The following is a 22,746-nucleotide window of genomic DNA, read 5'->3' on the forward strand; positions in this document are numbered from 1 at the left end:
AAGGCGAATAAGTTAACGGGAGCGACACTCATCCTATGATAGATTTCTGGTCCGCTTTGGTCAGCACCCTGACCCAGGCTTTCGAGCAGGCCAACGCCATGACGGCTTGGGAGGCCGTTGCCGTGGTCTTGGCATTGGCCTACCTGGCGCTGGCGATGCGCGGCAACATCTGGTGCTGGGCGGCGGCGTTTGTCAGTACCGCCATCTATACCTTGCTGTTTTGGGAGGTCTCCCTGCTGATGGAGTCGCTGCTCAACGTCTACTACATGGCGATGGCTGGCTACGGCTTCTGGCTGTGGCGCTATGGCGGCGGTGAAGACCATGGTGTCGAGGTGGTCAGCTGGTCGCTTGGACGGCATCTCTATCTGATTGTCGCGACCAGTGTGGTTTCCCTGGTGGTCGGCCATTTGATGGCAACCCACACTCAGGCATCCTACCCCTATCTCGATGCGGCAACCAGCTGCTTTGCGGTGATGACCACCTATCTGGTGGCGCGCAAGGTACTGGAGAACTGGCTCTACTGGGTGGTTATCGATTTTGTCTCCATCTACCTCTATCTTAACAAGGGACTGATGCTCACCTCTATGCTGTTCATCTTGTATGTGGGCATGGCGATAGGGGGTTATTTCCTATGGCGTACCAGCATGCAGCAGCCAAGTCAGGGTGACTACTCCTATGACTAAGGCGAGTCTTGCCGTACTGTTCGTCGAGGCTGTGATCTGATGTCGGCTGACGGTAGTGCTGGCGCGAATAGCACCTTGCTAGCGCGCCTGATAGGCAGCCTTCCCGAGGCGGTTAAGGTGCAGCTCTCTGAGCTTGGCTGTCCACTGGATGAGAGCACACAGATACAGGTGCTCTCGCGGGGACTGAGCAACCAAAACTATCATCTAAGCCGCGATAACCAGCAGCTGGTGCTGCGGGTCAACAGTCAGGCCAGCAGCCAGATCAGCGCCCGCGACCATGAGGTGGCCAACTGGCGCCTGGCAGAAGAGCAAGGCCTCGCGCCAGCGCTCTTGTATGTGGCGCCGGGTAATAGCGTCTATCTCAGCCGTTTCATCGACACAGGCGAAGATTGGAGCCGTTTGATGACGGCCAACCCCGCCCATCCGCTGCAGGATGAGTGCGTCACCCGGCCGGATGCCGAGGTGTTGCTGCTCGATCTGCTCAAGGGGCTAGCTCAATTGCCGTTGCCGGTGAATCCTATCTCGGTGACAGAGCAGTGGCAGCGCTACTTTGGCCAGCTAGAGATGATTGCCGAAAGCCTAGATGCGGCGAGCACAGATAAAGCCAGTCTTGATGCGGTAGGGAGCACGGATCTGCCCATATCCTATCTCGAGCCTTGGAAGACGCGATGGCAAGCGCTTAAGGCGCACCAGAGGCGGGTCGATGCCGTGCTAGCGCAGCTTAATGCCTGTGAGTTAGCGCCACAGTATAGCCATAGGGATCTTAACCCCCACAATCTCTTGATAAGCCAGGGGAAGCTCTGGTGTATCGATTATGAATACGCCTGTAGCTCCCACCCCTTGGTGGATCTTGCCAGCATGCTGGCAACCCACAGACTCTCTAGTGAGCAGCGCCATCGGTTGATCCTCGGCTATCTGAATGATCATCCCAAGCTCAACGATAAGGCGCTCGCGGCCATTCCCAGTGCCTTGGCGCTTTACTGGTATTTCGCTGCCTGCTGGGCACTGCTGATGGCAAGTCAAGGCGAAGGCCTATTGAAGCAGACTGTGCAGCAGTCGGTGGAGAATGCAGTGCGGCAGACGCAGGGCGAGTCAGATGTCAGCCTGCCACACAGCGTGAGCGACTACCTGCAATGTTTCGATGACTTCATGGTGCTGGTGGGTTAACGAGCCGTTTTTCGTCCGATTCTGTTTCCGAGTCTGTTAATCCGTCAGGGCTAACGCATTTCAACAATTTTATCTCGCTTCTCTCCTCGTTTATTTCAAGTCGCCTGTTTCGTTTCGCTTGTCTCAACTCGCCTGTTTCACTTCATCGAGATCATAGTTTTTTTACCTGTGTTCATCTTTGCTGAAATTTAAATGATTAGCTAAGGGTCTATTAGGTAATGACAAAATAATGAGAGAGTGAGGTTATGCAGAAACTGTACGCTAAATTTACCCAGGGGATCGCCCAGCTCGACGGCGTTGCCGCCTTGGCACTTAGGCTCTATCTGGCGCCCGTGCTGATGCAGGCAGGATACAACAAGCTGTCGCACTTTAGCGACACGGCGGCCTGGTTTGGTAATGCCGAGTGGGGCTTGGGTCTGCCCATGCCTGAGGTGATGGTGGCCCTGGCGGCCGGCAGCGAGTTTGTCGGTGGCTTCTTGCTGATCTTGGGCTTGGCGACCCGGTTGATCTCTATTCCCTTGATGGTCACCATGGCGGTGGCGGCCTTTAGCGTGCATTGGAAAAACGGCTGGTTGGCCATCGCCGATCCTAGCTCCTGGCTGGCCAACGAGCAGGTGATGGCCTCGGCGGAGAAGCTCGCGGCGGCTAAATCTTTGCTACAAGAACATGGTCATTATGAGTGGCTGACCTCCTCGGGTAACTTTGTGATCCTCAACAACGGCATCGAGTTTGCCGTTACCTATCTGTTTATGCTGTTTGCCTTGTTGATCATCGGTGGCGGACGTTACACCAGTCTGGATTATTGGATCGCCCGCAAGTATCAGCCCAAGGCTTAACCCGGCGTCATCAAGTGTAAATCCCACTGTTTCAGTGGGATTTTTTTTGCCAATTTGCTACCCTCGAGGTCGGTATTAATGACAGGATAATCTTTGTGGATGCGATCGAACTTCTGTTGACTCGGCAGTCTTGCCCCCGACTAGTCGCCCCTGCGCCCGATGCGGCGCAGCTTACACAGATCTTAAACGCCGCGGTGCGAGTGCCGGACCATGCAGGCCTCACCCCGTGGGAATTTATTGTCGCCGAGGGCGATGGCCTAACGCGCCTGGCTGACCATTTTGTCGAGGCGATGGAAAAAGAGGGTGGCGATGAGGCAGCGGTCGCTAAGGCCGCCAACATGCCGATGCGCGCCCCCATGGTGGTCACTGTAGTGGCCAAGGTAACCGAGCACCCTAAGGTGCCGGTACTAGAGCAACATATCGCCGCGGGCTGCGCCTGTATGGCGATGCAGCAGGCCGCCTTTGCTCTTGGACTGGGCGGCATCTGGCGTACCGGCCCCTTGGCCTTTAATCGTCATCTGCATCGGGCCTTAGGTCTGGGCGAGCAAGATCAGATAGTGGGCTTCCTCTACCTGGGCACGCCCGCGGTGAAGGCGCCGTTAAAGCCGCAGAAATCGGCCGACTCGGCGGTGCGTTACCTCTGATAAGGGTGATAGCAAACGAAATTGTGAAGCCAGGTACTTTAGCTTCGACTTTGGTCGGGTTTACAGGGCAGTAAAAACTGGCAAAGTGAAGGGGAGCCTGCATCCTACCTATGCAAGGTTTTCACCCTAAGTGATTGTGTTGCCCGCTTGCTGCGGGCATTTTTTTGTCTGTCAAAAGAGGGGAGCCAGATGTTGCCGCTAGCCCCCATCCTGAACGCCTTTTCTATACTCTTATCTTACTCTTACCTCTATTCCTATCTATACCCCAACACCCACATTCAGATTCTCGAACCAGTCGAGGAACTGCTTTACCTGGGGACCGCGGAAGATCCGACCGTGCTGAGGGCAGAGGTATTGAATATCCAGTTTGCGTACCCGCTTTATCCAATCATTCTTGGCACGGTTTGATGGCATCCACCTCTGATGAAAGTAGGCCATCTTGGCGCAGTGTTGCTCGAAATCATCGACATAGATATCGGCCTGAGGATCTTCCAGCGCCGCGCCGATATCGCCGCTCATTAAGACCTTAGTCACAGGATCATACACATGAAAATTACCCGAGGCATGCAGGTAGTGAGCGGGAATAAACTGCAGCTCAACTTGATCTAGGCTCACGCTACCGCCGTTGTCGGCGATGGGCTCGTAGCTGATGTTATTCATGCCGAAATGGCGGATGAACCCCTCCCATAGCCAGGGAGAGTAGAGTTTAGCTTTGGGCAGGGTCTGATCCCACAGGCCGAGTGATGAGATGATGTCCGGGTCCTGGTGGGAGGCAAACAGATGGGTCAGCTGGCTCAGGGGGATATGCTTGACGATATTGGCCAGCATGGCCGCAAACAGCTCTATGCCACCGGGATCCATCAACAGGGCATGATGGCTGCTCACCACCATGTATTGGTTGGTGTCGATGATCTTATCGGGTTTTTCGGGGTCGCGACCGAAGTAGAGCCATTTGTGGGTAGGGGTTTCGATGATCAGCTCACTCTTCATGGTGCGACTCCTTGTCGTTAGCTTTTCGGTAAAAAGGGGGATCAGGGGGCTGTGTTGCCAAAAAGGGTAATGGCATGGTCGACCCGGCGGCGGATCAACTGGGCCACATCATCCACCCGGTTGGCCACGTCGTTGAATATGGTCTGGTTGGCGGTGTCGACCCGGCAGGCCTCGATGCGGCAGATGGAGGCCAGTATATTGGCGGTGCGCAGGTTACGTTTCAGCTCAAACAGCTGGTTTTCCATCTTGTCGATGAGACGATCAAACTCCTGCTGTAACTTGCTGTGATGGGCCTGGGTGGCGGCGACAGCCGGGTTGATGGTGTCGCCATAGGGCGCGCCATTGGCCTTGAGTTTCGCCTGCTGAAAATGATTGAGTGCGACTGCCGCCCTGGCGGTCTCTGTGGCGAGACGACTGGCCTGGTGGGCCAGTTGATTGATGTCGGTGGCCGCCTTCATGGTGTAGGAGGCCAGATCGTCGATGAAGCCAGTTAACGCCTTGAAACCGAGCGCCGCATTGCCCACCCGCGCCGAGGCTGCCTGGGCATTGCTGGCGGTAAGATTTATCTGTTTGCAGTAGCTAAGTGTCTGATTGAGCTCGGCGGCGACCACTGCCGCAATGACATGATATTGACTGATTTTCGGCGCGTGTTGTGTCATTAGAACCACTTCCTATGTAGAACCAATCACAGTATAGTCGAGATCACCCAATGCGAAAGTAACCTAGGAGAATGAATTGCTTACCCTAGAAACAGAGCGTCTCGTCTTACGTGAAATGACAGTAAAAGACGCCCCCTTTATGCTGACCCTGCTCAACAGTCAGGGCTTTGTCGATAACATAGGCGATCGCGGCGTGCGCACCCTGGCGCAGGCGGAAAACCACCTCATCGAGGGGCCGATCAACAGCTATCAGGAACATGGCTATGGCATGTACTGCATCGAACTCAGGCAAAGTGGCGAGCCAGTGGGCGTTGCTGGCCTGGTGAACCGCGAGCAGCTGCCCGGTATCGACCTTGGTTATGCCCTGTTGCCGGAATTTTTGGGCAAGGGTTATGCGGTCGAGGCCAGCCGCGCCGTGCTTGCCCATGCTAAGGCGCTCAGACTCAGCAGCCTGCTGGCGATAGTGAAAGAACGCAATGGTCCCTCGCGGGCGCTGCTTGAGAAGCTCGGCTTCGAGTGTCAGGAGCTAATCGCCTGGGGCGAGGGCGACGAAGTATTACTTTACAAGATAACACTTTAATTAAATTGGCTATTTTGATAGCGTGTGTATTAGCAATCTCGTGATCTAGCTTGTAAACAAACTCGGAAACTATCTGGTCACCGTCTTGAAAAAAGCGGTCTTGTAAAAGCAGTCTTGTAAAAAGGTCATCGCGAGTAAACAAGGCCACAGGCTAAACAGGCAATTTCATCTATCGGTCATATGGCTTTGTTATAACAAACCCATTGGAGCATCAACATGAGTCAGGACGCATTGAGAGGCTGTTTAAGTGGTGAGCGAGTGGTGTTAGAGCCGCTGCAGGAGGAGCATATTCCTGCCTTGTCCATCGCGGTCAGCGACGGCGAGCTGTGGAACCTCTGGTACACCTCGGCGCCCCATCCCGATGAGATGAAGACCTATGTCGAGCAGGCGCTGGCCAGCGAACAACGCGGCGAGGCCTTGGCCTTTGCCGTCAGAGACAGGCACTCGGGGCAGATTGTAGGCTGTACCCGCCTGATGTCATGGGATCAGACCCACAGACGCATAGAGATAGGCCATACCTGGTATGCCAAGAGCGCCCAACGTACCGGGGTCAACAGCGAGTGTAAACTCCTGCTGCTCACCTACGCCTTCGAGACCTTAGATGTGATTGCGGTGGAATTTCGCACCCACTGGCACAATCAGCGCTCCCGTGAAGCGATCACCCGTCTGGGAGCCAAGCAAGATGGCGTGCTGCGCAACCATCGCATTTTGAAAGACGGCACCATAAGAGACACTGTGGTCTACTCCATCATCGCCTCAGAGTGGCCAAGCGTGAAGCAAAACCTTAAGTTTCGAATGCGTCAGTATCTAGAAAACCAATAAGTTAACCAAAATGTCAGGGAGGATAAATGTCGGGAGAATTACGCAGGGCAAGCTTGGAAGATGCGGCCGTTGTCGCGGGTCTGTTTAACGAATATCGTCAGTTCTATGGTCAGGCAAGCGATATCGACCTGGCCAACAAGTTTATCAATGCCCGACTGGCACGCAAGGATGCGGTGATCTTCTTGATGTTAGATGCCCAGGGCAATGGCCTGGGCTTTTGTCAGCTCTATCCCAGTTTCAGCTCTATCCATGCCCGCGCCAACCTTATCCTGAGTGACCTCTATGTCACCCAGCATGCCCGCTGTGTCGGGGTAGGGCGGCGATTGATGACGACCGCCATCGATTATGCCAAGGCCAAGGGGATCGCCTCGATCTTCCTCGAAACCCATAAAGATAACCATCAGGCCCAGGCCCTGTATGAGTCACTCGGCTTCCAGCTGGAGCAAGAATTTTTAGGCTATAACCTTGATATTCAGTGACATCTAAAGTAGAAATGGTTCAAACTCATTGCTCAAGGACAGTATTGATGCGCAAGACTCTTACACTTTCGCTATTCGCCCTCATGGCCAATAGCGCCGTTGCCGCCCCCTCAGAAGCCGAATTGGCATTTAACAAAGAGGTGCTGGAGTGCGCCGCCTATTACCAAATCGCCTCAGAGACCATTTCAGGCATGAATGCGCCGCAGATGAAGCCCGTGGGCGAAAGGCTTAAGCAGTCTGGCGAAGATGCCGTGACGCTGGCGAAGAAGTATCAGGACGCCAATAAGGTAGAGCAGCAGCTAGCGGCAACCGTTGCCGAGCAGAAGGCCAGCCTGCCGAGCAACCACAACCTGGGTAGCCTGATGAACCGTTACAAGGGCCCTTGTCAGAAATTGATGGCTAACCCGCAGGAGCGCCTGGATTACTGGATCATGGCGACCATGTAAGCGACTCTGTCACAGACAAAATTTCAACAAAAGAGTGCGCTGGCGCACTCTTTTTCGATCATGCATGAAACAGGGAATCGACTAGACTGGTCTAGGTAGGAGTGATCTTTACTCGCCCGTTTTCATGGAGACTCGATGAACATCTATTTTCTCATCGCCGGCATCATCGCCATCTTGACCTGCATCGGCCATTTTACCCTGGGGAAAAAACGTTTCTTAACCCCTATGCTTGAGGCGGATTTCGACCCTATCGCCAAATCTGTTATGCACTGCGTGTTTCACTATATCTCGGTGTTTCTGGTGCTCTCGGCGCTGGTGCTGTTGGCCTGTTCCTTCTCCATGGTCTCAAACATGCAAAGCTATGGCCTGCTGCTGTTTATCGCGCTGAACTTCGTGCTGTTCGCGGTCTGGCAGATCTACATAGGATATTTTGCGGAGATGAAGGGCGCATTTCGCTCCCTGTTTCAGTGGGTCTTCTTCGCCCTGGTAAGCGCCTTTACCCTGGCGGGGATTTTTCTGGGTTGATCCTGAGACTACATCTGGGAGAGAGCTAAGATTCAAAACTATAGTTTAGAGCTAAGGTTTAAAACTTAGATTTAGAACTAAAGTTTAGAACTAGGGTTTAGAACTGTGCGTGGCTGAAGTTATGAACTGGGCTTTAAATCTGGCTATGAATCTGGGAATCTGGCTTTTAATCCAAAAGCAGACATCTTGGGGTGACTCTGGCATGCGCCGCGGGGTGAAAGTGTCGTCCCAAGATGTAATGGCAAGGTGCAAACTTAGCGCGTGTTAGGCTGAGGTTGTTCACCTTAGGTTTGTCGCTTTAAATTCTTAACTTGAGTTTATTCGCCCAGAGGCTCACTCGGCTCATAACAAGAGTTGCTCGCCTGACAATCAGAAGCCTGGCTGCTGAGATAGTTAGCGTTCAGTGGCGGCTCATCATTTTTAAAGCTGGCCCACTCGCTCTTGATGGTCGACAGCCAGCCATCTTCTTCCTCCGCACCCAAATAGTTGGATACGTCGACAAAGGTCAGCCAGAAAGCATAGGCCACGATGGAATAAATTGTAAAGCGGAACATGATTTTCACCCTAGTGTCACTAAATTAGAAACGCACTATACGCCGCTTTTTTTAGGAAATAAACTGTCAATGTTTTGCCGCTTTTCAGTGTATCACTCTGTGGTGTAACTGATTGTATTAAATCGTTTAAAATTTATTAAGCGCTTCCTTATATATGTAAAAATGACGCTGTCATTTTATTAGCAAAGGATCTATTTTTTGACTCTGTTTGAATGGGAAGCGGGGGAGTTGGCATTGTTTTTGACTAGCGGTTTGGGGGTTGAGGTGGGGCTTGAGTTGGGGTTTGTTGGTGATTGATTAGTGAGCGATTTCGGCGCTCATTTTGTTAATTGTCAGTCCAGCGTATGCCTGCATTCGTGTCTACATGGTGGAGTTGAAGGCCGTATCTTCATGGTAATCAATCGCCTGGCCGTCTGTTGCAGTACATGGAAGCACTAATGTCCTGAACAGAGGGATGTGAACATAGGAATGCGAAAGAGCAGAAGTGTACATATGTTGCAATTTTGTTTTCATTGGCGGTGAATTCGTGGTATTCAGTTTGCCTGTGCACCAAGGTTACGCGGTCATCCTTGATGAAATCCAAGGAAAACTCTGTATTTCGCACATTTATTTTCAATCAAATTATTGACTTACACTGGGGCTTTTTAGTTAGTCGCACAAAAGGAACTTGGATTGACTCATTTTTTGGCAAAAAAAGGCCATTTGTGGAAATGGTCAAATCAATCCTTCCTTGCCGATGCTGAATCGTTACAACGCCCAGGAAAAGGAAGATCAAGGGGAAACCGAATGTCTTTATCACCAGCTTTTTTAAGCCGGATCCATCGTCTGTACACAGGGTTGACGAATTTCGCCCATTCATCGAAACCGGCGTTCATAGTGCTGGCCTGCTCAATGGGCGCACTGCAGGGCTGTGACGGTAGTGAAAACGGTCCGACTGCGCGACTGACGGCAATGGAATCGTCTAACGTGCCCGGGCGAATGGAACTCGATGGTAGTTTTTCTGTTGCAGGCGGTGAGAGAAAGCTGGTTGCTCATACTTACACGGTAAAAAACCTGGATACGGGCGAAACCGTCTATGGGCCGGTTACCATTGAGGGTGGGCCTAACCGGGGGCCGCTGAAAGTCCACCCCTACGCCGATACCGCCTCAACCAATGGTGTCAAAGACGTTTCGGGGAACTACCAGGCGACGCTCACCGTCATGGACGATGTGGGCCAGATGCACACCGCAGTGACAAATTTCGAACTGGGTGGAGCGGTTTCGTACGCTATCGAGGACTGCGATGCAACCTGTTCTCTTGCCCCCGGCAATTCAGACCAGGTGGTTTGCAGCCTAAATACCAGCTGTAATCAAGCGGTTTTCTGGACCAACATTGCAACCCAGGCAAGTCCCCTCAACAGCGCCATAGACGAGAATACAACCTTATGGATACAGGCAATCGGCGCCGGAGGAGGTAACGGCACTAACAATTCCGTAGGCGGTGGGTCGGGAGAAGGCGGCAAAGGAGGCTTTGCCCAGATGGTAACCACAGGCACCGAGTATGGAAATATTTTCGGCAACGCGATTTTCTACTACTACTTGGGGCAAGCGGGAAGTCATGATAGCAGCGGAGGGGCCGGAGGCGCTGCCACGATCGTGGCGAGCTTTGAGCCGGACGGCTCCCTGCCGCACAACGAGATAGTTCTGATCGCCGGCGGCGGTGGTGGTGGTGGCGAGGGCAGCGCCTTCTACAGCGGTTCTATGCAAGGTGGCGGCGGTGGCAACGGCGGCTTCGCTTATTCAAGCCAGGTTGGCAAATCGGCAACCGGCGTAGGCGCAAACGCGTTTTACGATGGCCTGCCTTCTTTAGATGGGTCTTGGTTCACCAATACCAACGGCATGGGCGGGGGCGGAACCGATTGCACGGAAGGCGTGGCCTGCGGGGGCGATGGCCATAATGGTGGGTATCAGGGGTTCGGCGGAGCGTCGGGAGGTTCGGGTTCCGAAGGATCAAAGGGCTGGATAAACGGTGGTCCCAATCTGGCGGTTAATGCCGGCAAAGGTGGCGAGGGCGGTAACCCGGCCACCTGCGGCGGTGGCGGCGGTGGCGGCGGCTATGGTGGCGGTGGCAGTGGTACCGTATATGGCACGGACGCTTCTGGTGGGGACGATTACCGATGCTATGGCGGGGGCGGTGGCGGTAGTTACGCGATGCCTTCAACTAGGACGGACAGCAAGGCCCCGACTTCCTATGCAGGAAACGCCGGAAACGGTGAAGTGCTTTTCATCTTCAACACCGATCCCTCATAGAAGGTGCCTGATACGTACTTGGCTTGAAAAGACATCAAGACTAGCAAGTCGACTAAAGTCATTTGCGTCTTTTGTTGAAGAGCAACTAACAAATAAAGTGTCGCTTAGCCGACACTTTATTTGGCTGCTGAACAAGCCCGTCGCTTTAATAGGTAAATTGCTCGGATGCGCACTATAGGAGATTTGAAGGTCGCACCTTCATTGCAATCTATCACCTGCGGTGGGCTTATGTGCAGATACATCTGCTACACGCCGTGAATACTTCCTTGTAGGCTCGACGATGGCATCTGACCTACATGGATGTAGGAAATGCCAATAAATGTAGGGAACACTTTTGGCCCAGCCATCGACGTCCGCAGATGCATCTACACTCGGTATTTAACGTCTCTTCGATTTGGCATCATTGGGTGCCCATTGGGAAGGAACATATGGCCACATTTGTATTTATAGGAGATTTGAAGGTCGCACCTCCATTGCAGTCTATCACCTGCGGTGGGCTTATGTGCAGATACATCTGCTACACGCCGTAAATCCATCCTTGGAGGCTCGACGATGGCATCCCTGCCATCGACGTCCGCAGATGCATCTACACTCGGTATCTAACGTCTCTTCGATTTAGCTTTATCTGTTACTCGCTGATACAAGCCATTATTTTTAAGGAGGAAACGCATTAAAATGTGACTATACGTGTTGAATGCCAACTATAAAATAGATTAAAGTATCACCAATTAAGGACAGAGCTAGGCCAACTCGAATCAAAGATCGACTACGCCATTCAGGGAATGAAAAAGGCAATCAACATGCTTCAATCGAATCCCCCAAAAAAAGTTAACTCTGACCCCATTTATTTCAATGCGCTATAACCAGCTGCTCATGTTTAGTCCGCCAGCTAAGGCCAGCTCCTTAGCAAAGCGTTACATTATAAGAGGTGATATGAAAGGTCAGTGGATAGGGCGTTTTCAAGGTACAAATACAGGATCAGTAACAATTAATATTGATGAATTAAAAGATGAATATTCAGGAGTTGCCTACTTTATCGATGCTGACAAACAAAAGCCATCTCTAGCTGCTCACTTTAGATTTTGTAAAAGCGGTAAGAATTCATTCGATTTTAAAACACTTCTTATTAATCCATTGAACCCTTTTTCTTTTATTGAAACCAATTGGGAGTCATTAGTTAACGTATATCAAGGTGTTGAGTTTCCTAACAGTGCAGATGTCTCATTTACACTGGTAAAAGATCGATTAGAAATTAAAGCCAAAACTAATGTGGCTACAGAAATAACAGGTCAACTGCAAGTATCAAAATGTAGCACCCCTTCATCTTTAGATGCAACTACAATGACCTGGCAAAAATATAAAAATCATGTTCTCGAAATTGATGATGATTTTTTATATCGTGGTCAGAATCAACCTTGGAAGCTACAAACAGGATTTCATAGACGAGAAAGGTACGATATTACCAAATATCAGCGAGATGATATTCCACAATTGCACAGAGCTTTGAGTTCTAAAACAAAACATGTTTTCAATTTAAATGATTCTCAAGAGAATGGAGCTTTTCTGAATTTAGCACAGCACCATGGTTATCCGACTCCTTTGCTTGATTGGACTTATTCTCCATATGTTGCCGCTTTTTTTGCTTTTAGAAGCATTTCAAAACAGCAAGCTAGTGAGACTAATAAGTTTGTACGAATTTTCATCTTTGACCATGTTGAGTGGAAAAGAACATTAATACAAAATAATAACATGTTATCTGGGCAGAACCACCTATCTGTCATTGACTTGCTTGCTATTGAAAATAGTAGGATGGTTCCACAACAAGCTTCAACAACAATTACTAATGTTGCAGACATTGAGTCTTATATAAAACTGCAGGAAGGAGTGACGGGGAAAAAGTTTCTTAAAGCAATAGATATTCCATGGTCTGAACGAAACTTAGTCGTAAAGGAATTAACATTAATGGGATTAACAGCCGGCTCTCTATTTCCAGGATTGGATGGAACGTGTGAAGAGTTAAAAGAAAAAATGTTTGAGTAATCAGAAAGCAAAATGTAAAAAGACCATCAAGGTAATGCCTTACATTCGGCGTTTTTGTTATGAAGTTAGGTACGTTTTTTTAGTTCGAAGGGGCACTCCTTATGGTAGGTGTTAACCCATAGAAATTTTTAACCGAAACTGACAGGTTAGAGTTAAGTCTTTAACTCTAACCTGTCCAAGATTGTTTTAAAGCTACGCTGTCCAATGATGTCAAATCGAAGAGACGATAGATACTGGTGTAAACACAGTTGTGACCTTCCGAGGCAAGGCCAAAAATGTTCCCGGCATTTCTTGGCATTTCCTCCTTCCCTAGAAGTCAGATGTCGAGGTAGAGCTCACATGGAAGTGCTCGTACAACATCCTTGTCTAACGGCCAGTTCGGCATCCATGCCTCTCGTTCGTATGCACGAAGCTAGGCTTCACTCACCGTGTCACAAATGTGTTTGTACATAAGCCTGCCGCAGGCAATTCAAAACCATGGAGGCCAACGCTGCCATCAGCGAAGGAAAAACCTACGCAGGCAAATGATACAAGCCAAAAAGCCAATACCTTTATTCGACGGTTTACATATTCTTGTTAAAAATGACTTTAACTATGGTTGAGTTTTATTGTTCACAATAGCGGAGGCTGGCGGTTTACTGAGGGCACTTAGTTACGGCGAAGCGAACTTATCTAAAGCAGCTAATTAATCATTGAGATTAGTTCGGGCGGCGCAAGATAGCGCTAGACTCTGGTGAGTCTAACGCTGTCTGTACGCTTAGGGTAACGCTTGGTTTAAGAGCGTTTCTTCCACAGCATCACGCCGGCGACGATGATCACCAGGGCGATGATGGGGAGTAGGTCGTTGAGGTGGTGGAACAGACCTATGCCGTTGTGCCCTGGGTGTGCCCAAGCCGCCGCAGGAAGAAGGCTAGCGAGTAGTAGTGAGGCTTTTTTCATTGTAATACTCCATATATGTTTGGTTTTATTCATCGGTTTCTAGCTCTAGTTGCATCAGCAGCAATTCTTCCCCTTCGATGATGCGGGTCTCATAGCTGTGACAACTAGGACAAATGACACTTCGTTCTTTAATGGTATGAGTGCTTTGGCAAGCCTGGCACTCGAGCACCAATTCCTGATGTAGAATTTCCAGTTCCGCCTCTCTGGCGCGCCCCTCCAGCTTGAAGGTTTCAAACGCGGTCGCCAGTAGGGCGGGTTCGACGCCGCTGAGGACGCCGATCTTTATCACCACCTTAGTGATCCTGCTCGCCTGATTGGCGATGGCGTGCTGTTCACACTGTTCCAGCAGGGCGGTGACAATCGAATACTCGTGCATTAACAGATCCTTGGCAGCAGTTCACCCTGGGGCAGATCGAGGTAGCGGCTGCTGCCCCATGGGGTCTTGAGCACCACTTTACCCGGATGAGTCTCTTCCACATGGCCTATGATGGCCGCCTGCTGGCAGTGGCCGTAGCGCTGGATGATCTCCAGTGCGCCTTCGGCGATCTCACCCGGTACCGCCAGGATAAAGGTGCCTTCGTTGGCAAGATCATGGGGCTCGAAGCCATAGAGCTCACACAGGCCTTTAACCTCGTCACACACGGGGATCTTGCTCTCCTCGACATTGATGCCGACATCGGAGGCGCCCGCCCATTCGTTGAGTACCGCCGCCAGGCCGCCACGGGTGGCGTCGCGCATGGCGTGCACTTCGATGTTGCAGGCGATCAACTGTTCGACCACGGGCCAGAGGTTGGCGCAGTCGCTGACCAGCTCAGATTCCAGGGTGAGTCCCTCGCGGGCCATCAAGATGGCGGCGCCGTGACGGCCGATATCGCCAGAGACGATAATGGCATCGCCGGGACGCAGATTTTTCACCGAGATCTGTGGCTTCAACACGCGGCCGACCCCGGAGGTGTTGATAAACAGGCCATCGGCGCAGCCTTTAGGCACGACTTTGGTATCACCGCAGACGATGCGGGTGCCGCTCTTGTGTAGCTCCTCGGCCATGCTATCGACGATGGTTTTCAGATCCTTGATGGCAAAGCCTTCTTCTATGATGAAGCTGCAGCTCAGGTATTGGGGCTCGGCGCCCATCATGGCCAGATCGTTGACCGTGCCCGCGATGGCAAGTTTGCCTATGTTGCCACCGGCAAAAAACAGCGGCGACACGGTGAAGGAGTCTGTGGTGAAGGCGGCCTGCCCCTCGAAGTGGAGCAGGGCGGCGTCTTCTTCACTCGCCAAAATCGGGTTGTTGAAGGCCTTGAAGAAGATAGACTTGATCAGTCGGTTCATCTCCTTGCCGCCACCGCCGTGACTGAGTTGTACGGTTTTTTCGTTGTCGGCCATGATTAGACTCCGTTATAGCGGTAATAGGCGTTGCAGGCGCCTTCCGAGCTGACCATGCAGCTGCCGAGGGGCGTCTCTGGGGTGCAGCCGCGACCGAAGACCTTACAGTCTTTCGGCTTGGCGATGCCTCTTAGGATGTCGCCGCACTGGCAGGCCTTGTGATCGTCGATATCGGCCACATCCAGCTTGTCGCGATAGATCACCTCGGCGTCGCGGTGGGCAAATTCGGGCCTTAGCATCAGCGCCGACTCATTCAGCGGTCCCAGACCGCGCCAGCGAAAATGCGGCCTGACGGTGAGGTACTGATTGACCTTTTGCTGGGCGTGGACGTTGCCTTCCTCGCTCACGGCGCGGCTGTACTGTACGTCCAGCTCGGCGACCCCTTCGACCTTCTGCTTGACGATGCGCAGGATAGATTCCATCACATCTACAGGCTCGAAGCCGGAGACCACTACGGGCGTGCCGTATTGGGTCACGGCGGGGCGGTAGAGCTTGGCGCCGGCGATCACGCTCACGTGAGCCGGGCCGATAAAGGCATTCACCTTGGCCTGGGGATCGGCCATCACGGCGTCTATGGCAGGTGGCACCAGCACATGGTTGATATGAAACAGTAGGTTATCAATTCCTTGTTTCTCGGCCTGCTCGATAAGCACTGCGGTCATGGGGGTCGAGGTCTCGAAACCTATGGCGAAGAAGATCACCTGTTTGTCCGGGTTCTCCTTGGCGATGGTCAGGGCATCCATGGGATCGTAGAGCGGGCGGATATCGCAGCCCTTGGCCCTGAATTCGGCCAGACTGCCTTTGGAGCCGGGCACGCGGATCATATCCCCCAGGGTCACCAGGATCACATCGGGCTGAGAGGCCAAGATGGCGGCGTGATCGATGCGCTCTTTCGGCATGACACACACGGGGCAGCCGGGACCGTGGACAAATTCAATGTTGTCAGGCAGCAACTGGTTGAGGCCATATTTCATGATGGTGTGGGTATGACCGCCGCACACCTCCATGATGTAGATGTTGCCCTCATGCTTGGCGGCGTGCAGGGCGATCTCCTTAGCCAGGTTGTGTATGGTTTCAGGATCTCTAAAGCCCTGATACAGCTGTTTTAGCTCTATCATGCCTGGGCCTCCTGCTCATTCATCTTGGCGACGATCTCCTGATACAGGGCCAGGCTCTGCTCGGCGTCGGCCTTGTCTATCTTGTTCATCACGAAGCCGATATGGATCAGCACATAGTCGTCGAGGGCCAGTGGCTCCTCCATCAGATGGCTGCTGACCTTGCGCTTCACCCCTAGGGTCTCGACCGTTACGGCCTGCTCCTCGGGGTGGAGTTCTACAATTCTTGAGGGGATGGATAGGCACATGGTTACTGGCTCCTGTGGGCGTTTAGCCAGTCGACCACGGCGCGCATGCTGTTGCCATCCTTGATGGAGGTGGTGATCACTTCGGCATCCGGGTTGAGGCGTTTCACCTGGGCCTTGGCTTCCTCGACGCTGAAATCGAAGTGGGGCAGCAGGTCGGCCTTGGTGATCAACACCAGATCTGCCTTGCGGAACATCACAGGGTATTTCTCTATCTTGTCATCGCCTTCGGGTACAGACACCAGCACTATGTTGAAGTGGGTGCCCACATCGTAGGAGGCGGGGCAGACCAGGTTACCGACGTTCTCTACGAAGCAGATATCCAGGGCCGCCAGATCCACATGATGCAGGGCATCGTGCACCATGAAAGCGTCAAGGTGACAGGCGGAGCCGGTCTGGATCTGGAAGGCGGGAATGCCCTTGGCGGTAAGGCGGTCGGCGTCGCGGGAGGTCTCAAGATCGCCTTCGACCACGCCATAGTTAAGATCTGTGTACTCCTTGAGGTGCTCGAGCAGTGTGGTCTTGCCGCTGCCAGGGCTACTCATCAGGTTAAAGGCGGTGATATTGTGGGCCTCGAAGTGGGCACGGTTGTGGGCCGCTTCGTGATCGTTCTTGTCGAGGATCTTATGGATGACAGACAGTGTCTTCTTGTCGTTGAGCTGGGGATTGCTACGCAGGGTGCCGTGGTCGTGATGATGCCCGTGGCTGTGCTCATGATGATGATCATGCTCATGGCTGTGGTGATGGTCGTGATCATGGCTATGGTGGTGATCCCGAGTGATAGAGCAGCCGCAGTCTTTACACATAATGAACTCCAAAAAATCTAAGGCGTTAATGCCATTTTGCACTAGGGGCCCGGTGACTTCATTGACCCGGGTCAGTTTTAGGCAAAATCCTGTTAATCAAATTGGCTCAAGCGCTTATCGCAGGGCGATTTAGGGCGCGGCTTAAGCCGAGTTAATGCTTGTGTATGGCGTACCAGAGTTGCCCCAGGGCAATGCCGCCATCGTTAACCGGTACCTGGTGCGAATCGAGCACCTTAATCTTAGCCATGGTTAAGCGCTTACGTGTCTCACTGAGCAGATAGCGGTTTTGAAACACACCGCCGCAAAGTGCCACGTCAAAGCCTTTGTGCTTTATGGCACAATCTGTGACTGCCTGGGCGAGGGCGTTCATGAAGGCCCTCGCGATCAGGCTGGTGGCATTAGGCTTATGTTGCCACTTGAGCAAGGCATCGACCATTTGTGCCCATAGAGAACCCAACTGCCATACGCCGTCTATCTCGCTTAGGCTGAAGGCCAGGTCGGTCGCCGCGAGCTCGCTTTCTAACTGCGTCTCGCTGACCTCATTGGCCTTAGCCTCGATTAACATGCCGGCCTGTCCCTCAAATTGGGTGGTCTGCATCAGGCCGAGCAGGCAGGCGGTGGCGTCAAACAGACGGCCGATGGAGCTTGTCATCTGGGTCGCGACGCCTTTCTGCCAAAGGGTATGCAGGTTGCCGATGAGGCTGGCTGGCAGTCCCTCAAGCGATGCCAGTGGCAGCGCCTTAATCTCTTCAGGCGAGTAACGCGCGAACAGCAGTGCCAGCATGATGCGGCGGGGATCCTTAATTGCCTGCTCGCCGCCGATCAGCGCCATAGGACTCAGGTGGGCGACGCGCTGGAAACCTGAGATATCGGCTAGCATGGCTTCGCCGCCCCAGAGCTGGCGCTCATCCCCGAGGCCCGTGCCATCGAAGCTGAAGCCCAATACTTTATCGACTCTCTGATTGACGGCCATGACGCTGAGGATATGGGCGTAGTGGTGCTGCACCTGAGTGTAGGCGATGGCCCGCGCATCCTTTTGCTGCTGGGCCCAGATGGTCGAGGCGTAGTCGGGATGCTTGTCGCACACCAGGTGTTTGGGACTGAACTGATACAGGCGCTTAAAAGTCGCCAGGGTGTCGATAAAATATTGCTCTGCCTCCAGGCTGAAGAGATCGCCTATGTGCGGGCTGAGCACCAGGTTGTGGTCAAACCCAAAGGCGATACTATTTTTTTGCTGGGCGCCAACGGCCAAGGTTTCTTGGGGGACTTCCTCTGGTAACGCCAGGGTCAGCGGCGCATAGCCCCGCGCCAGACGGATCACCTGCAGCTTGTCATCCACCATCTGCACCACGCTGTCGTCACAGCCGTTAAGGATCTCGCGGTTATGATCCAGCACGGCATCGACCACCTCACCGAGGCGCTCGAAGATCTGCTCGGCATGTGTGATGATGGGCTCGCCGCTACGGTTGGCACTGGTGGCCACCAAGGGACGGTTTAGCCTAGTGAGTAGCAGCTGGTGTAGGGGCGTATAAGGCAGAAACAGCCCTAGTTTGTCGATACCGGGGGCCACGGCGGGGCTTAGCACGCAACTGCTCAGCGCATCGCCACTGGATTCATCTTTGTTGTGCGCCTTTTGCAGCAGGGTGATGGGCCGCTCGGCGCTTTGCATCAATTGCCATTCGGCGTCGCTGCCGTTGGCCAGTGCCTTGGCCATGTTGAGCGAGGCGCACATCACGGCGAAGGGCTTGGCCGGGCGCTGCTTACGGGATCTCAGCTGCATTACCGCCTTATCATTGGTGGCATCGCACACCAGATGAAATCCGCCGAGCCCCTTGATGGCCAAGGTCTTGCCCTTTGCTAGCAGCTCGACGGCCAGGTCCAGTGCGGCGTTCTTCTCTGCCAGTTGTATTTGCTGCGCGTCTAATAGGCTGAGCTGTGGACCACAATCCGGGCAGCTCACCGGCTGGGCGTGGTAGCGCCTGTCCAGCGGATTCTGATAGGCCGCCGCGCAGGCATCACACATGGCAAATTCGGCCATGGCGGTGTTGGGCCTGTCATAGGGCAGGGCGCGGATCAGGGTATATCTGGGGCCGCAGTTAGTGCAGTTGGTAAAGGGATATTGGTAGTGACGGTTGCCGGGATCCATGATCTCATCGAGACACTCCTGGCAACTGCTCTTGTCGCTCGATACCGCCACCACAGCCTTGGCGTCGGCCTGGCTGTGCACTATCTCGAAGCTGTCGCACGCTTCAAGCGGCAGTTCTGTCTGGCTCAGGCTGTCGATGCGGGCAAGTGGCGGCGGTGTCTGGGTCAGGGCCTCGACAAAGGCGTTAATCGCCGCATCACTGCCCTGCAGCTCCACCGTCACACCTTTACTGTGGTTGAAGGTCAGGCCCAGCAGACCAAGCTCTGTGGCCCAGCGGTAGACGAAGGGGCGAAAACCGACCCCCTGGACGATACCCGTTACCGCTAGTCGTACGCGCTTGGTCGATGCCATGGACCTTTGTAACCCGCTCGACATGCTACAGCCTGCGTTTTTTGAGCAGCAGGGCGCCGATAGCATGGTTGTTGCCATCGATCTCCAGCAGCTGGTTGTGCTTGAGGGGGAAGTTTTTGCCGACCCTAAGGGCGACCCGCTGACACAGTAGGGGGTTAACCCACTCGCTACCGGCCAGGGCTACCGATTTGACTCCAAGGTTGAGATCAAGATGCTCAATCCAGTTCGCCAGGTAGTCGGCGAAGGAGTCGTGCATGCCAAAGGCCAGTTTCTGGCTGTCTCTGTCGTCGGCCAGACGGAAGCTGATCAGGCTGCCCAGTGTCTTACACCAGTTGAGGCTGCGATAGGCTTCGCCGCGGGTGAGCGGGTAGTCGATGCGCGGCGAGTTGCTGCCGCGATGGGCCATGGCAGCGGCCATCAGGGCGTCGTTGAGATCGCCAACGCTCAAGGAGCGGCTCTCGAGACCCAGGATCACCGCGCCTACCGCCCACAGGGCGCTTAAACTATGGCGCTCATTGGGGAGCTTAAGGTCCAGCAGCCTGAGATAATCTTCGGGGTAGCGCTGCTTGAACTTCTCCAGCACCTTGCGCTGGGGACTCTGCTCCAGCTGATGGTAGATCTCATAGCCGTTTTCCGGCAGCTCAGGCAGGGCGAAGAAACGCTCGGCCTCGCACTTGCCATCTAAGGTGTAGATCTGTCCGCCATGGTCACGGCTCAGGTAGATGATGGCGCTGTTCTTATCAAGGCCATGCTCGAGATTCACGCTGTGCAGGGCGCAAAGGGCCAGGTCATCATCGCCCAAGATAGCAGGCGTCATGGCGCCGTGGCGGCTCTTGACGTCACAGCCTTGTTCCAGCAGATAGTGGCCGCCTTGTTTATCGCTGTGACTGGCGTAGTAATAGGTGTCCTTGCCCGCCAGCAGCACAGTGTCATGTAGTGGCTGCTTGGGCGAGTCGATGCGCAGGCAGCTTGGCGCATTCGTGTGGATCTCGGCCCATTGGCCATCGATATAGGCAAGCGCCTCGCCTTGGGCAGGATCGATGAGATAGACCCAATCTGTGCCGTGCTGGCGCAGATGCTCGGTCAGGATCACCAAGAGACGATTGTAGGCGAAGCAGAGATCGTAAAGCGGCTGTGCGAGCTTTGGATGATCTTTGATGGGCCGTACGCAGATGAGTGGCTTCTCTATGCTCGACAGCGCCAACACCTGAGGATCGCTGAGGTGGAACTGGGCATTTAAGGTGTTGGGATTACAGATAAGCAGGCGAGGGCGCTGACTGTATTTATTGGAACTGTTTTCATCGGGACTGTTGTCAACCGGGCTCAGGCTTAGCCGAATGCCGCCCGCCAGCTCTAGTTCGCCCTGAGTCATCAGGCGCTGATACATGGCCTGAATGTCGCCTGCGGTCAAGCCGCGATAATCCTGATGGATGCGGCGCTCGCCGTGGCAGCAGTCGCAGGCAAGATCCAGCTGGCCAAACTCTGGCGCCTGATTATCACCAAAGTGGGGCGCGCACTGCTGACAGAACTCCTGCACCAGTGGCTGGGTTGCCAAGGGGGCTTTGCTGCCGGTCGGCGCGTCGATCAGGGCGATGCGGGAATCGGTGAGCCATACGGAGATCAGAAAATCCTGGGCGATATCATCGGCCAGGCCTTCCAGCTCGCTCTGTTTGCCCTCGGCCTCGATAAAATAGGCGCCGCCCTGGTAACCGACATGGATATTTAGTTCACCATAATTTAGGTATCGGTTACATAAATGCGCGTAAAGCGGCACCTGCCGTGAGCAGGTAAATTCAAATTTGATTGTCTTCATCTAGGGTTACACCGCGCTTATAAGAATCTGGAATGAGCGTTTCAATAGCCAAGTCGTTGATCCGTTCGATCTCGAATCCGAGGGACTTGAAATGGGTGAGTATTGTCGTTTCCATCAGGGGAACGGCGGCGGCGACACGCGGGGTGAGCCCCAGTGTCATAGGTTCGAGTACGGTTGGCGTGCAGCCAAGTACGAAAGTTTTTGGTCTGTCTCCGACCATCTCCATCATGGTCAATGTTTGTAACATCTCCACCTCGTGTGCGCTTCCTTGCCAATCGATCTCGCTGGGAGCCTTGTCGAAATCGAAAAAATAGACCTCTCCTGGTCCGACGCCGTGGGCGTTGACCGTATCTACCACCACAAGATAGTCGTATTTACAGATAATGGGAATTAGCCCTTGGGCTAAGGTGCCACCATCCATCACATCGAGTTGATGCGACGGATGGCTAAAGCGATAGTTTTCTTGCAGGTAATTGACAAAATGTACGCCGATCCCTTCATCGGCGTACAGCACATTACCAATACCGAGTAACAGTATTTTCATGGCGCCCTTATTTAGTGCTTCTTAGGATGGTAGTCATAGCCAGAGACGATGGAATCTACCGAATTATGTTTAAATCTGATGCCGGTCCAAACCGCCATATAGACGTGGATCACCACAAAGATAATAAACACCCAAGTAAAGTAATGGTGCCAGATCCTCAGCTGGGCCAAGCCACCCATTGCGCCGGTCAACCAGGCCGCAAAGTCGCCTAACATGCCGCCAAGGCCGAGATGATAGACGTTGGCGTACAGTGCCAGGCCTGTGATGCAGATAAGCGCTGCGATCACTGACACGGCAAAGTAGGTGACAAACTGCAAGGGACCATACACACCTTTCTTGTCCAGGTGTCCCATCCAGAGATAGGACTTAAGCTGCACTATCCAGCTGTTGACGCTGGCGACATCCTTAAAGGAGCGCCGCTCAATGTCGCTCTTGCTGAAGAAGAACAGGTAGGCCCTGGCAAGCGTGATGGCACACAGCACGAAGCCGAAGATCAGGTGGGCAAATCGTATCCACCCTTGTACCAACACATCCGTGCTGCTCGGCGCCACCAAAAACGGCCAGGCAATATAGAAGCCTGTTATGACAAGAACCAGTATGGAGAGCGCTCGCAACCAGTGGAAAATCCTGATCGCGGCGCTGAATATAAAGGCTCTCTCATAGGGTACATTGGTTGTAGCCATGAGT

Annotated in this window: 24 protein-coding genes; 11 read left to right on the top strand and 13 right to left on the bottom strand. The window is 53.3% G+C overall.

Annotated features, from left to right (window positions below):
• Positions 1-35: 35 nt before the first annotated feature.
• The 4 genes from pnuC to K0J45_RS08800 all read left to right on the top strand — a co-directional run bounded on the left by pnuC (position 36) and on the right by K0J45_RS08800 (position 3,330).
• Positions 36-683: a nicotinamide riboside transporter PnuC gene (pnuC, locus tag K0J45_RS08785; RefSeq protein ID WP_220045005.1), complete on the top strand. Its 648-nt coding sequence runs from the start codon at positions 36-38 to the stop codon at positions 681-683.
• A gap of 39 nt (positions 684-722) precedes the next feature.
• Positions 723-1,850: a phosphotransferase gene (locus tag K0J45_RS08790; protein ID WP_220045006.1), complete on the top strand. Its 1,128-nt coding sequence runs from the start codon at positions 723-725 to the stop codon at positions 1,848-1,850.
• Positions 1,851-2,095: 245 nt separating this feature from the next.
• The gene (locus tag K0J45_RS08795) at positions 2,096-2,686 is read left to right on the top strand and encodes an HvfX family Cu-binding RiPP maturation protein (protein ID WP_011865538.1); all 591 of its coding nucleotides are present in this window, start codon (positions 2,096-2,098) and stop codon (positions 2,684-2,686) included.
• A 95-nt stretch (positions 2,687-2,781) separates the two neighbouring features.
• Positions 2,782-3,330, top strand: coding sequence for an NAD(P)H nitroreductase (locus tag K0J45_RS08800; protein ID WP_011865539.1), 549 nt, complete (start codon positions 2,782-2,784; stop codon positions 3,328-3,330).
• 258 nt (positions 3,331-3,588) lie between these two features.
• Here the strand turns inward: K0J45_RS08800 and K0J45_RS08805 are convergent, their stop codons facing one another.
• Together K0J45_RS08805 and K0J45_RS08810 are read right to left on the bottom strand one after the other, a co-directional pair.
• On the bottom strand, positions 3,589-4,320 hold the full coding sequence (locus K0J45_RS08805; RefSeq protein WP_011865540.1) for an oxygen-binding di-iron domain-containing protein: 732 nt from the start codon (positions 4,318-4,320) through the stop codon (positions 3,589-3,591).
• Between the two features lie 41 nt (positions 4,321-4,361).
• Positions 4,362-4,979: a hypothetical protein gene (locus K0J45_RS08810; protein WP_011865541.1), complete on the bottom strand. Its 618-nt coding sequence runs from the start codon at positions 4,977-4,979 to the stop codon at positions 4,362-4,364.
• A 76-nt stretch (positions 4,980-5,055) separates the two neighbouring features.
• Here K0J45_RS08810 and K0J45_RS08815 point away from each other — a divergent pair, with 76 nt between their 5' ends.
• From K0J45_RS08815 to K0J45_RS08835, 5 genes are all read left to right on the top strand, one after another.
• The gene (locus K0J45_RS08815) at positions 5,056-5,559 is read left to right on the top strand and encodes a GNAT family N-acetyltransferase (RefSeq protein ID WP_011865542.1); all 504 of its coding nucleotides are present in this window, start codon (positions 5,056-5,058) and stop codon (positions 5,557-5,559) included.
• A 216-nt stretch (positions 5,560-5,775) separates the two neighbouring features.
• Positions 5,776-6,381: a GNAT family N-acetyltransferase gene (locus K0J45_RS08820; RefSeq protein WP_144198964.1), complete on the top strand. Its 606-nt coding sequence runs from the start codon at positions 5,776-5,778 to the stop codon at positions 6,379-6,381.
• Between the two features lie 26 nt (positions 6,382-6,407).
• A complete protein-coding gene (locus K0J45_RS08825; RefSeq protein WP_011865544.1) occupies positions 6,408-6,860 on the top strand; it encodes a GNAT family N-acetyltransferase in 453 nt (150 codons plus the stop codon).
• A gap of 47 nt (positions 6,861-6,907) precedes the next feature.
• A complete protein-coding gene (locus K0J45_RS08830) occupies positions 6,908-7,306 on the top strand; it encodes a hypothetical protein (RefSeq protein ID WP_220045007.1) in 399 nt (132 codons plus the stop codon).
• A gap of 135 nt (positions 7,307-7,441) precedes the next feature.
• The gene (locus K0J45_RS08835; protein ID WP_220045008.1) at positions 7,442-7,831 is read left to right on the top strand and encodes a hypothetical protein; all 390 of its coding nucleotides are present in this window, start codon (positions 7,442-7,444) and stop codon (positions 7,829-7,831) included.
• Positions 7,832-8,148: 317 nt separating this feature from the next.
• On the opposite strand, the gene K0J45_RS08840 is transcribed toward K0J45_RS08835, so the two are convergent.
• The gene (locus tag K0J45_RS08840; RefSeq protein ID WP_220045009.1) at positions 8,149-8,385 is read right to left on the bottom strand and encodes a hypothetical protein; all 237 of its coding nucleotides are present in this window, start codon (positions 8,383-8,385) and stop codon (positions 8,149-8,151) included.
• A gap of 672 nt (positions 8,386-9,057) precedes the next feature.
• Between K0J45_RS08840 and K0J45_RS08845 the strand changes: the two genes are divergently transcribed.
• Both K0J45_RS08845 and K0J45_RS08850 read left to right on the top strand, forming a co-directional pair.
• Entirely contained in the window at positions 9,058-10,674 is a 1,617-nt protein-coding gene (locus K0J45_RS08845) for a hypothetical protein (protein ID WP_220045010.1), read from the top strand.
• A gap of 933 nt (positions 10,675-11,607) precedes the next feature.
• Positions 11,608-12,714 carry an FRG domain-containing protein gene (locus K0J45_RS08850; protein WP_220045011.1) on the top strand — a complete coding sequence of 369 codons (1,107 nt, stop codon included), beginning with the start codon at positions 11,608-11,610 and terminating at the stop codon, positions 12,712-12,714.
• A gap of 774 nt (positions 12,715-13,488) precedes the next feature.
• Here K0J45_RS08850 and K0J45_RS08855 read toward each other — a convergent pair.
• The 10 genes from K0J45_RS08855 to cybH all read right to left on the bottom strand — a co-directional run bounded on the left by K0J45_RS08855 (position 13,489) and on the right by cybH (position 22,742).
• Positions 13,489-13,653 (bottom strand): hypothetical protein, encoded by a 165-nt coding sequence (locus K0J45_RS08855; RefSeq protein ID WP_181006099.1) that lies wholly within the window; start codon positions 13,651-13,653, stop codon positions 13,489-13,491.
• A gap of 25 nt (positions 13,654-13,678) precedes the next feature.
• Positions 13,679-14,029, bottom strand: coding sequence for a hydrogenase/urease nickel incorporation protein HypA (hypA, locus tag K0J45_RS08860; RefSeq protein ID WP_160793163.1), 351 nt, complete (start codon positions 14,027-14,029; stop codon positions 13,679-13,681).
• Complete coding sequence (gene hypE / locus K0J45_RS08865) at positions 14,029-15,039, bottom strand: hydrogenase expression/formation protein HypE (RefSeq protein ID WP_220045012.1); 1,011 nt, start codon at positions 15,037-15,039, stop codon at positions 14,029-14,031. The genes hypA and hypE overlap by 1 nt, the downstream gene beginning before the upstream one ends.
• Before the next feature lie 2 nt (positions 15,040-15,041).
• A complete protein-coding gene (hypD, locus tag K0J45_RS08870) occupies positions 15,042-16,157 on the bottom strand; it encodes a hydrogenase formation protein HypD (protein WP_011865555.1) in 1,116 nt (371 codons plus the stop codon).
• Positions 16,154-16,402 carry a HypC/HybG/HupF family hydrogenase formation chaperone gene (locus tag K0J45_RS08875; RefSeq protein WP_220045013.1) on the bottom strand — a complete coding sequence of 83 codons (249 nt, stop codon included), beginning with the start codon at positions 16,400-16,402 and terminating at the stop codon, positions 16,154-16,156. The genes hypD and K0J45_RS08875 overlap by 4 nt, the downstream gene beginning before the upstream one ends.
• 2 nt (positions 16,403-16,404) lie before the next feature.
• Positions 16,405-17,205, bottom strand: a complete 801-nt coding sequence (gene hypB, locus K0J45_RS08880; protein WP_220045014.1) for a hydrogenase nickel incorporation protein HypB — start codon at positions 17,203-17,205, stop codon at positions 16,405-16,407.
• Positions 17,206-17,356: 151 nt separating this feature from the next.
• Positions 17,357-19,726, bottom strand: coding sequence for a carbamoyltransferase HypF (gene hypF, locus K0J45_RS08885; RefSeq protein WP_258406801.1), 2,370 nt, complete (start codon positions 19,724-19,726; stop codon positions 17,357-17,359).
• A gap of 1 nt (position 19,727) precedes the next feature.
• On the bottom strand, positions 19,728-21,515 hold the full coding sequence (locus tag K0J45_RS08890) for a NiFe hydrogenase (protein WP_220045015.1): 1,788 nt from the start codon (positions 21,513-21,515) through the stop codon (positions 19,728-19,730).
• Positions 21,496-22,059: a HyaD/HybD family hydrogenase maturation endopeptidase gene (locus K0J45_RS08895; protein ID WP_144198992.1), complete on the bottom strand. Its 564-nt coding sequence runs from the start codon at positions 22,057-22,059 to the stop codon at positions 21,496-21,498. The genes K0J45_RS08890 and K0J45_RS08895 overlap by 20 nt, the downstream gene beginning before the upstream one ends.
• Positions 22,060-22,070: 11 nt before the next feature.
• On the bottom strand, positions 22,071-22,742 hold the full coding sequence (gene cybH, locus K0J45_RS08900) for a Ni/Fe-hydrogenase, b-type cytochrome subunit (RefSeq protein WP_011865561.1): 672 nt from the start codon (positions 22,740-22,742) through the stop codon (positions 22,071-22,073).
• Positions 22,743-22,746: the final 4 nt, after the last annotated feature.

Source organism: Shewanella alkalitolerans (assembly GCF_019457575.1).
Classification (GTDB): domain Bacteria; phylum Pseudomonadota; class Gammaproteobacteria; order Enterobacterales; family Shewanellaceae; genus Shewanella; species Shewanella loihica.

What these genes read in the sequence shown, in the direction of transcription:
- pnuC (WP_220045005.1), top strand. Translation starts at nt 36, where the DNA reads ATGATAGATTTCTGGTCCGCTTTGGTCAGCACCCTGACCCAGGCTTTC.
- K0J45_RS08790 (WP_220045006.1), top strand. Translation starts at nt 723, where the DNA reads ATGTCGGCTGACGGTAGTGCTGGCGCGAATAGCACCTTGCTAGCGCGC.
- K0J45_RS08795 (WP_011865538.1), top strand. Translation starts at nt 2,096, where the DNA reads ATGCAGAAACTGTACGCTAAATTTACCCAGGGGATCGCCCAGCTCGAC.
- K0J45_RS08805 (WP_011865540.1), bottom strand. Translation starts at nt 4,320, where the DNA reads ATGAAGAGTGAGCTGATCATCGAAACCCCTACCCACAAATGGCTCTAC.
- K0J45_RS08810 (WP_011865541.1), bottom strand. Translation starts at nt 4,979, where the DNA reads ATGACACAACACGCGCCGAAAATCAGTCAATATCATGTCATTGCGGCA.
- K0J45_RS08820 (WP_144198964.1), top strand. Translation starts at nt 5,776, where the DNA reads ATGAGTCAGGACGCATTGAGAGGCTGTTTAAGTGGTGAGCGAGTGGTG.
- K0J45_RS08825 (WP_011865544.1), top strand. Translation starts at nt 6,408, where the DNA reads ATGTCGGGAGAATTACGCAGGGCAAGCTTGGAAGATGCGGCCGTTGTC.
- K0J45_RS08830 (WP_220045007.1), top strand. Translation starts at nt 6,908, where the DNA reads ATGCGCAAGACTCTTACACTTTCGCTATTCGCCCTCATGGCCAATAGC.
- K0J45_RS08835 (WP_220045008.1), top strand. Translation starts at nt 7,442, where the DNA reads ATGAACATCTATTTTCTCATCGCCGGCATCATCGCCATCTTGACCTGC.
- K0J45_RS08840 (WP_220045009.1), bottom strand. Translation starts at nt 8,385, where the DNA reads ATGTTCCGCTTTACAATTTATTCCATCGTGGCCTATGCTTTCTGGCTG.
- K0J45_RS08850 (WP_220045011.1), top strand. Translation starts at nt 11,608, where the DNA reads ATGAAAGGTCAGTGGATAGGGCGTTTTCAAGGTACAAATACAGGATCA.
- K0J45_RS08855 (WP_181006099.1), bottom strand. Translation starts at nt 13,653, where the DNA reads ATGAAAAAAGCCTCACTACTACTCGCTAGCCTTCTTCCTGCGGCGGCT.
- hypA (WP_160793163.1), bottom strand. Translation starts at nt 14,029, where the DNA reads ATGCACGAGTATTCGATTGTCACCGCCCTGCTGGAACAGTGTGAACAG.
- hypE (WP_220045012.1), bottom strand. Translation starts at nt 15,039, where the DNA reads ATGGCCGACAACGAAAAAACCGTACAACTCAGTCACGGCGGTGGCGGC.
- hypD (WP_011865555.1), bottom strand. Translation starts at nt 16,157, where the DNA reads ATGATAGAGCTAAAACAGCTGTATCAGGGCTTTAGAGATCCTGAAACC.
- K0J45_RS08875 (WP_220045013.1), bottom strand. Translation starts at nt 16,402, where the DNA reads ATGTGCCTATCCATCCCCTCAAGAATTGTAGAACTCCACCCCGAGGAG.
- hypB (WP_220045014.1), bottom strand. Translation starts at nt 17,205, where the DNA reads ATGTGTAAAGACTGCGGCTGCTCTATCACTCGGGATCACCACCATAGC.
- hypF (WP_258406801.1), bottom strand. Translation starts at nt 19,726, where the DNA reads ATGTCGAGCGGGTTACAAAGGTCCATGGCATCGACCAAGCGCGTACGA.
- K0J45_RS08890 (WP_220045015.1), bottom strand. Translation starts at nt 21,515, where the DNA reads ATGAAGACAATCAAATTTGAATTTACCTGCTCACGGCAGGTGCCGCTT.
- K0J45_RS08895 (WP_144198992.1), bottom strand. Translation starts at nt 22,059, where the DNA reads ATGAAAATACTGTTACTCGGTATTGGTAATGTGCTGTACGCCGATGAA.
- cybH (WP_011865561.1), bottom strand. Translation starts at nt 22,742, where the DNA reads ATGGCTACAACCAATGTACCCTATGAGAGAGCCTTTATATTCAGCGCC.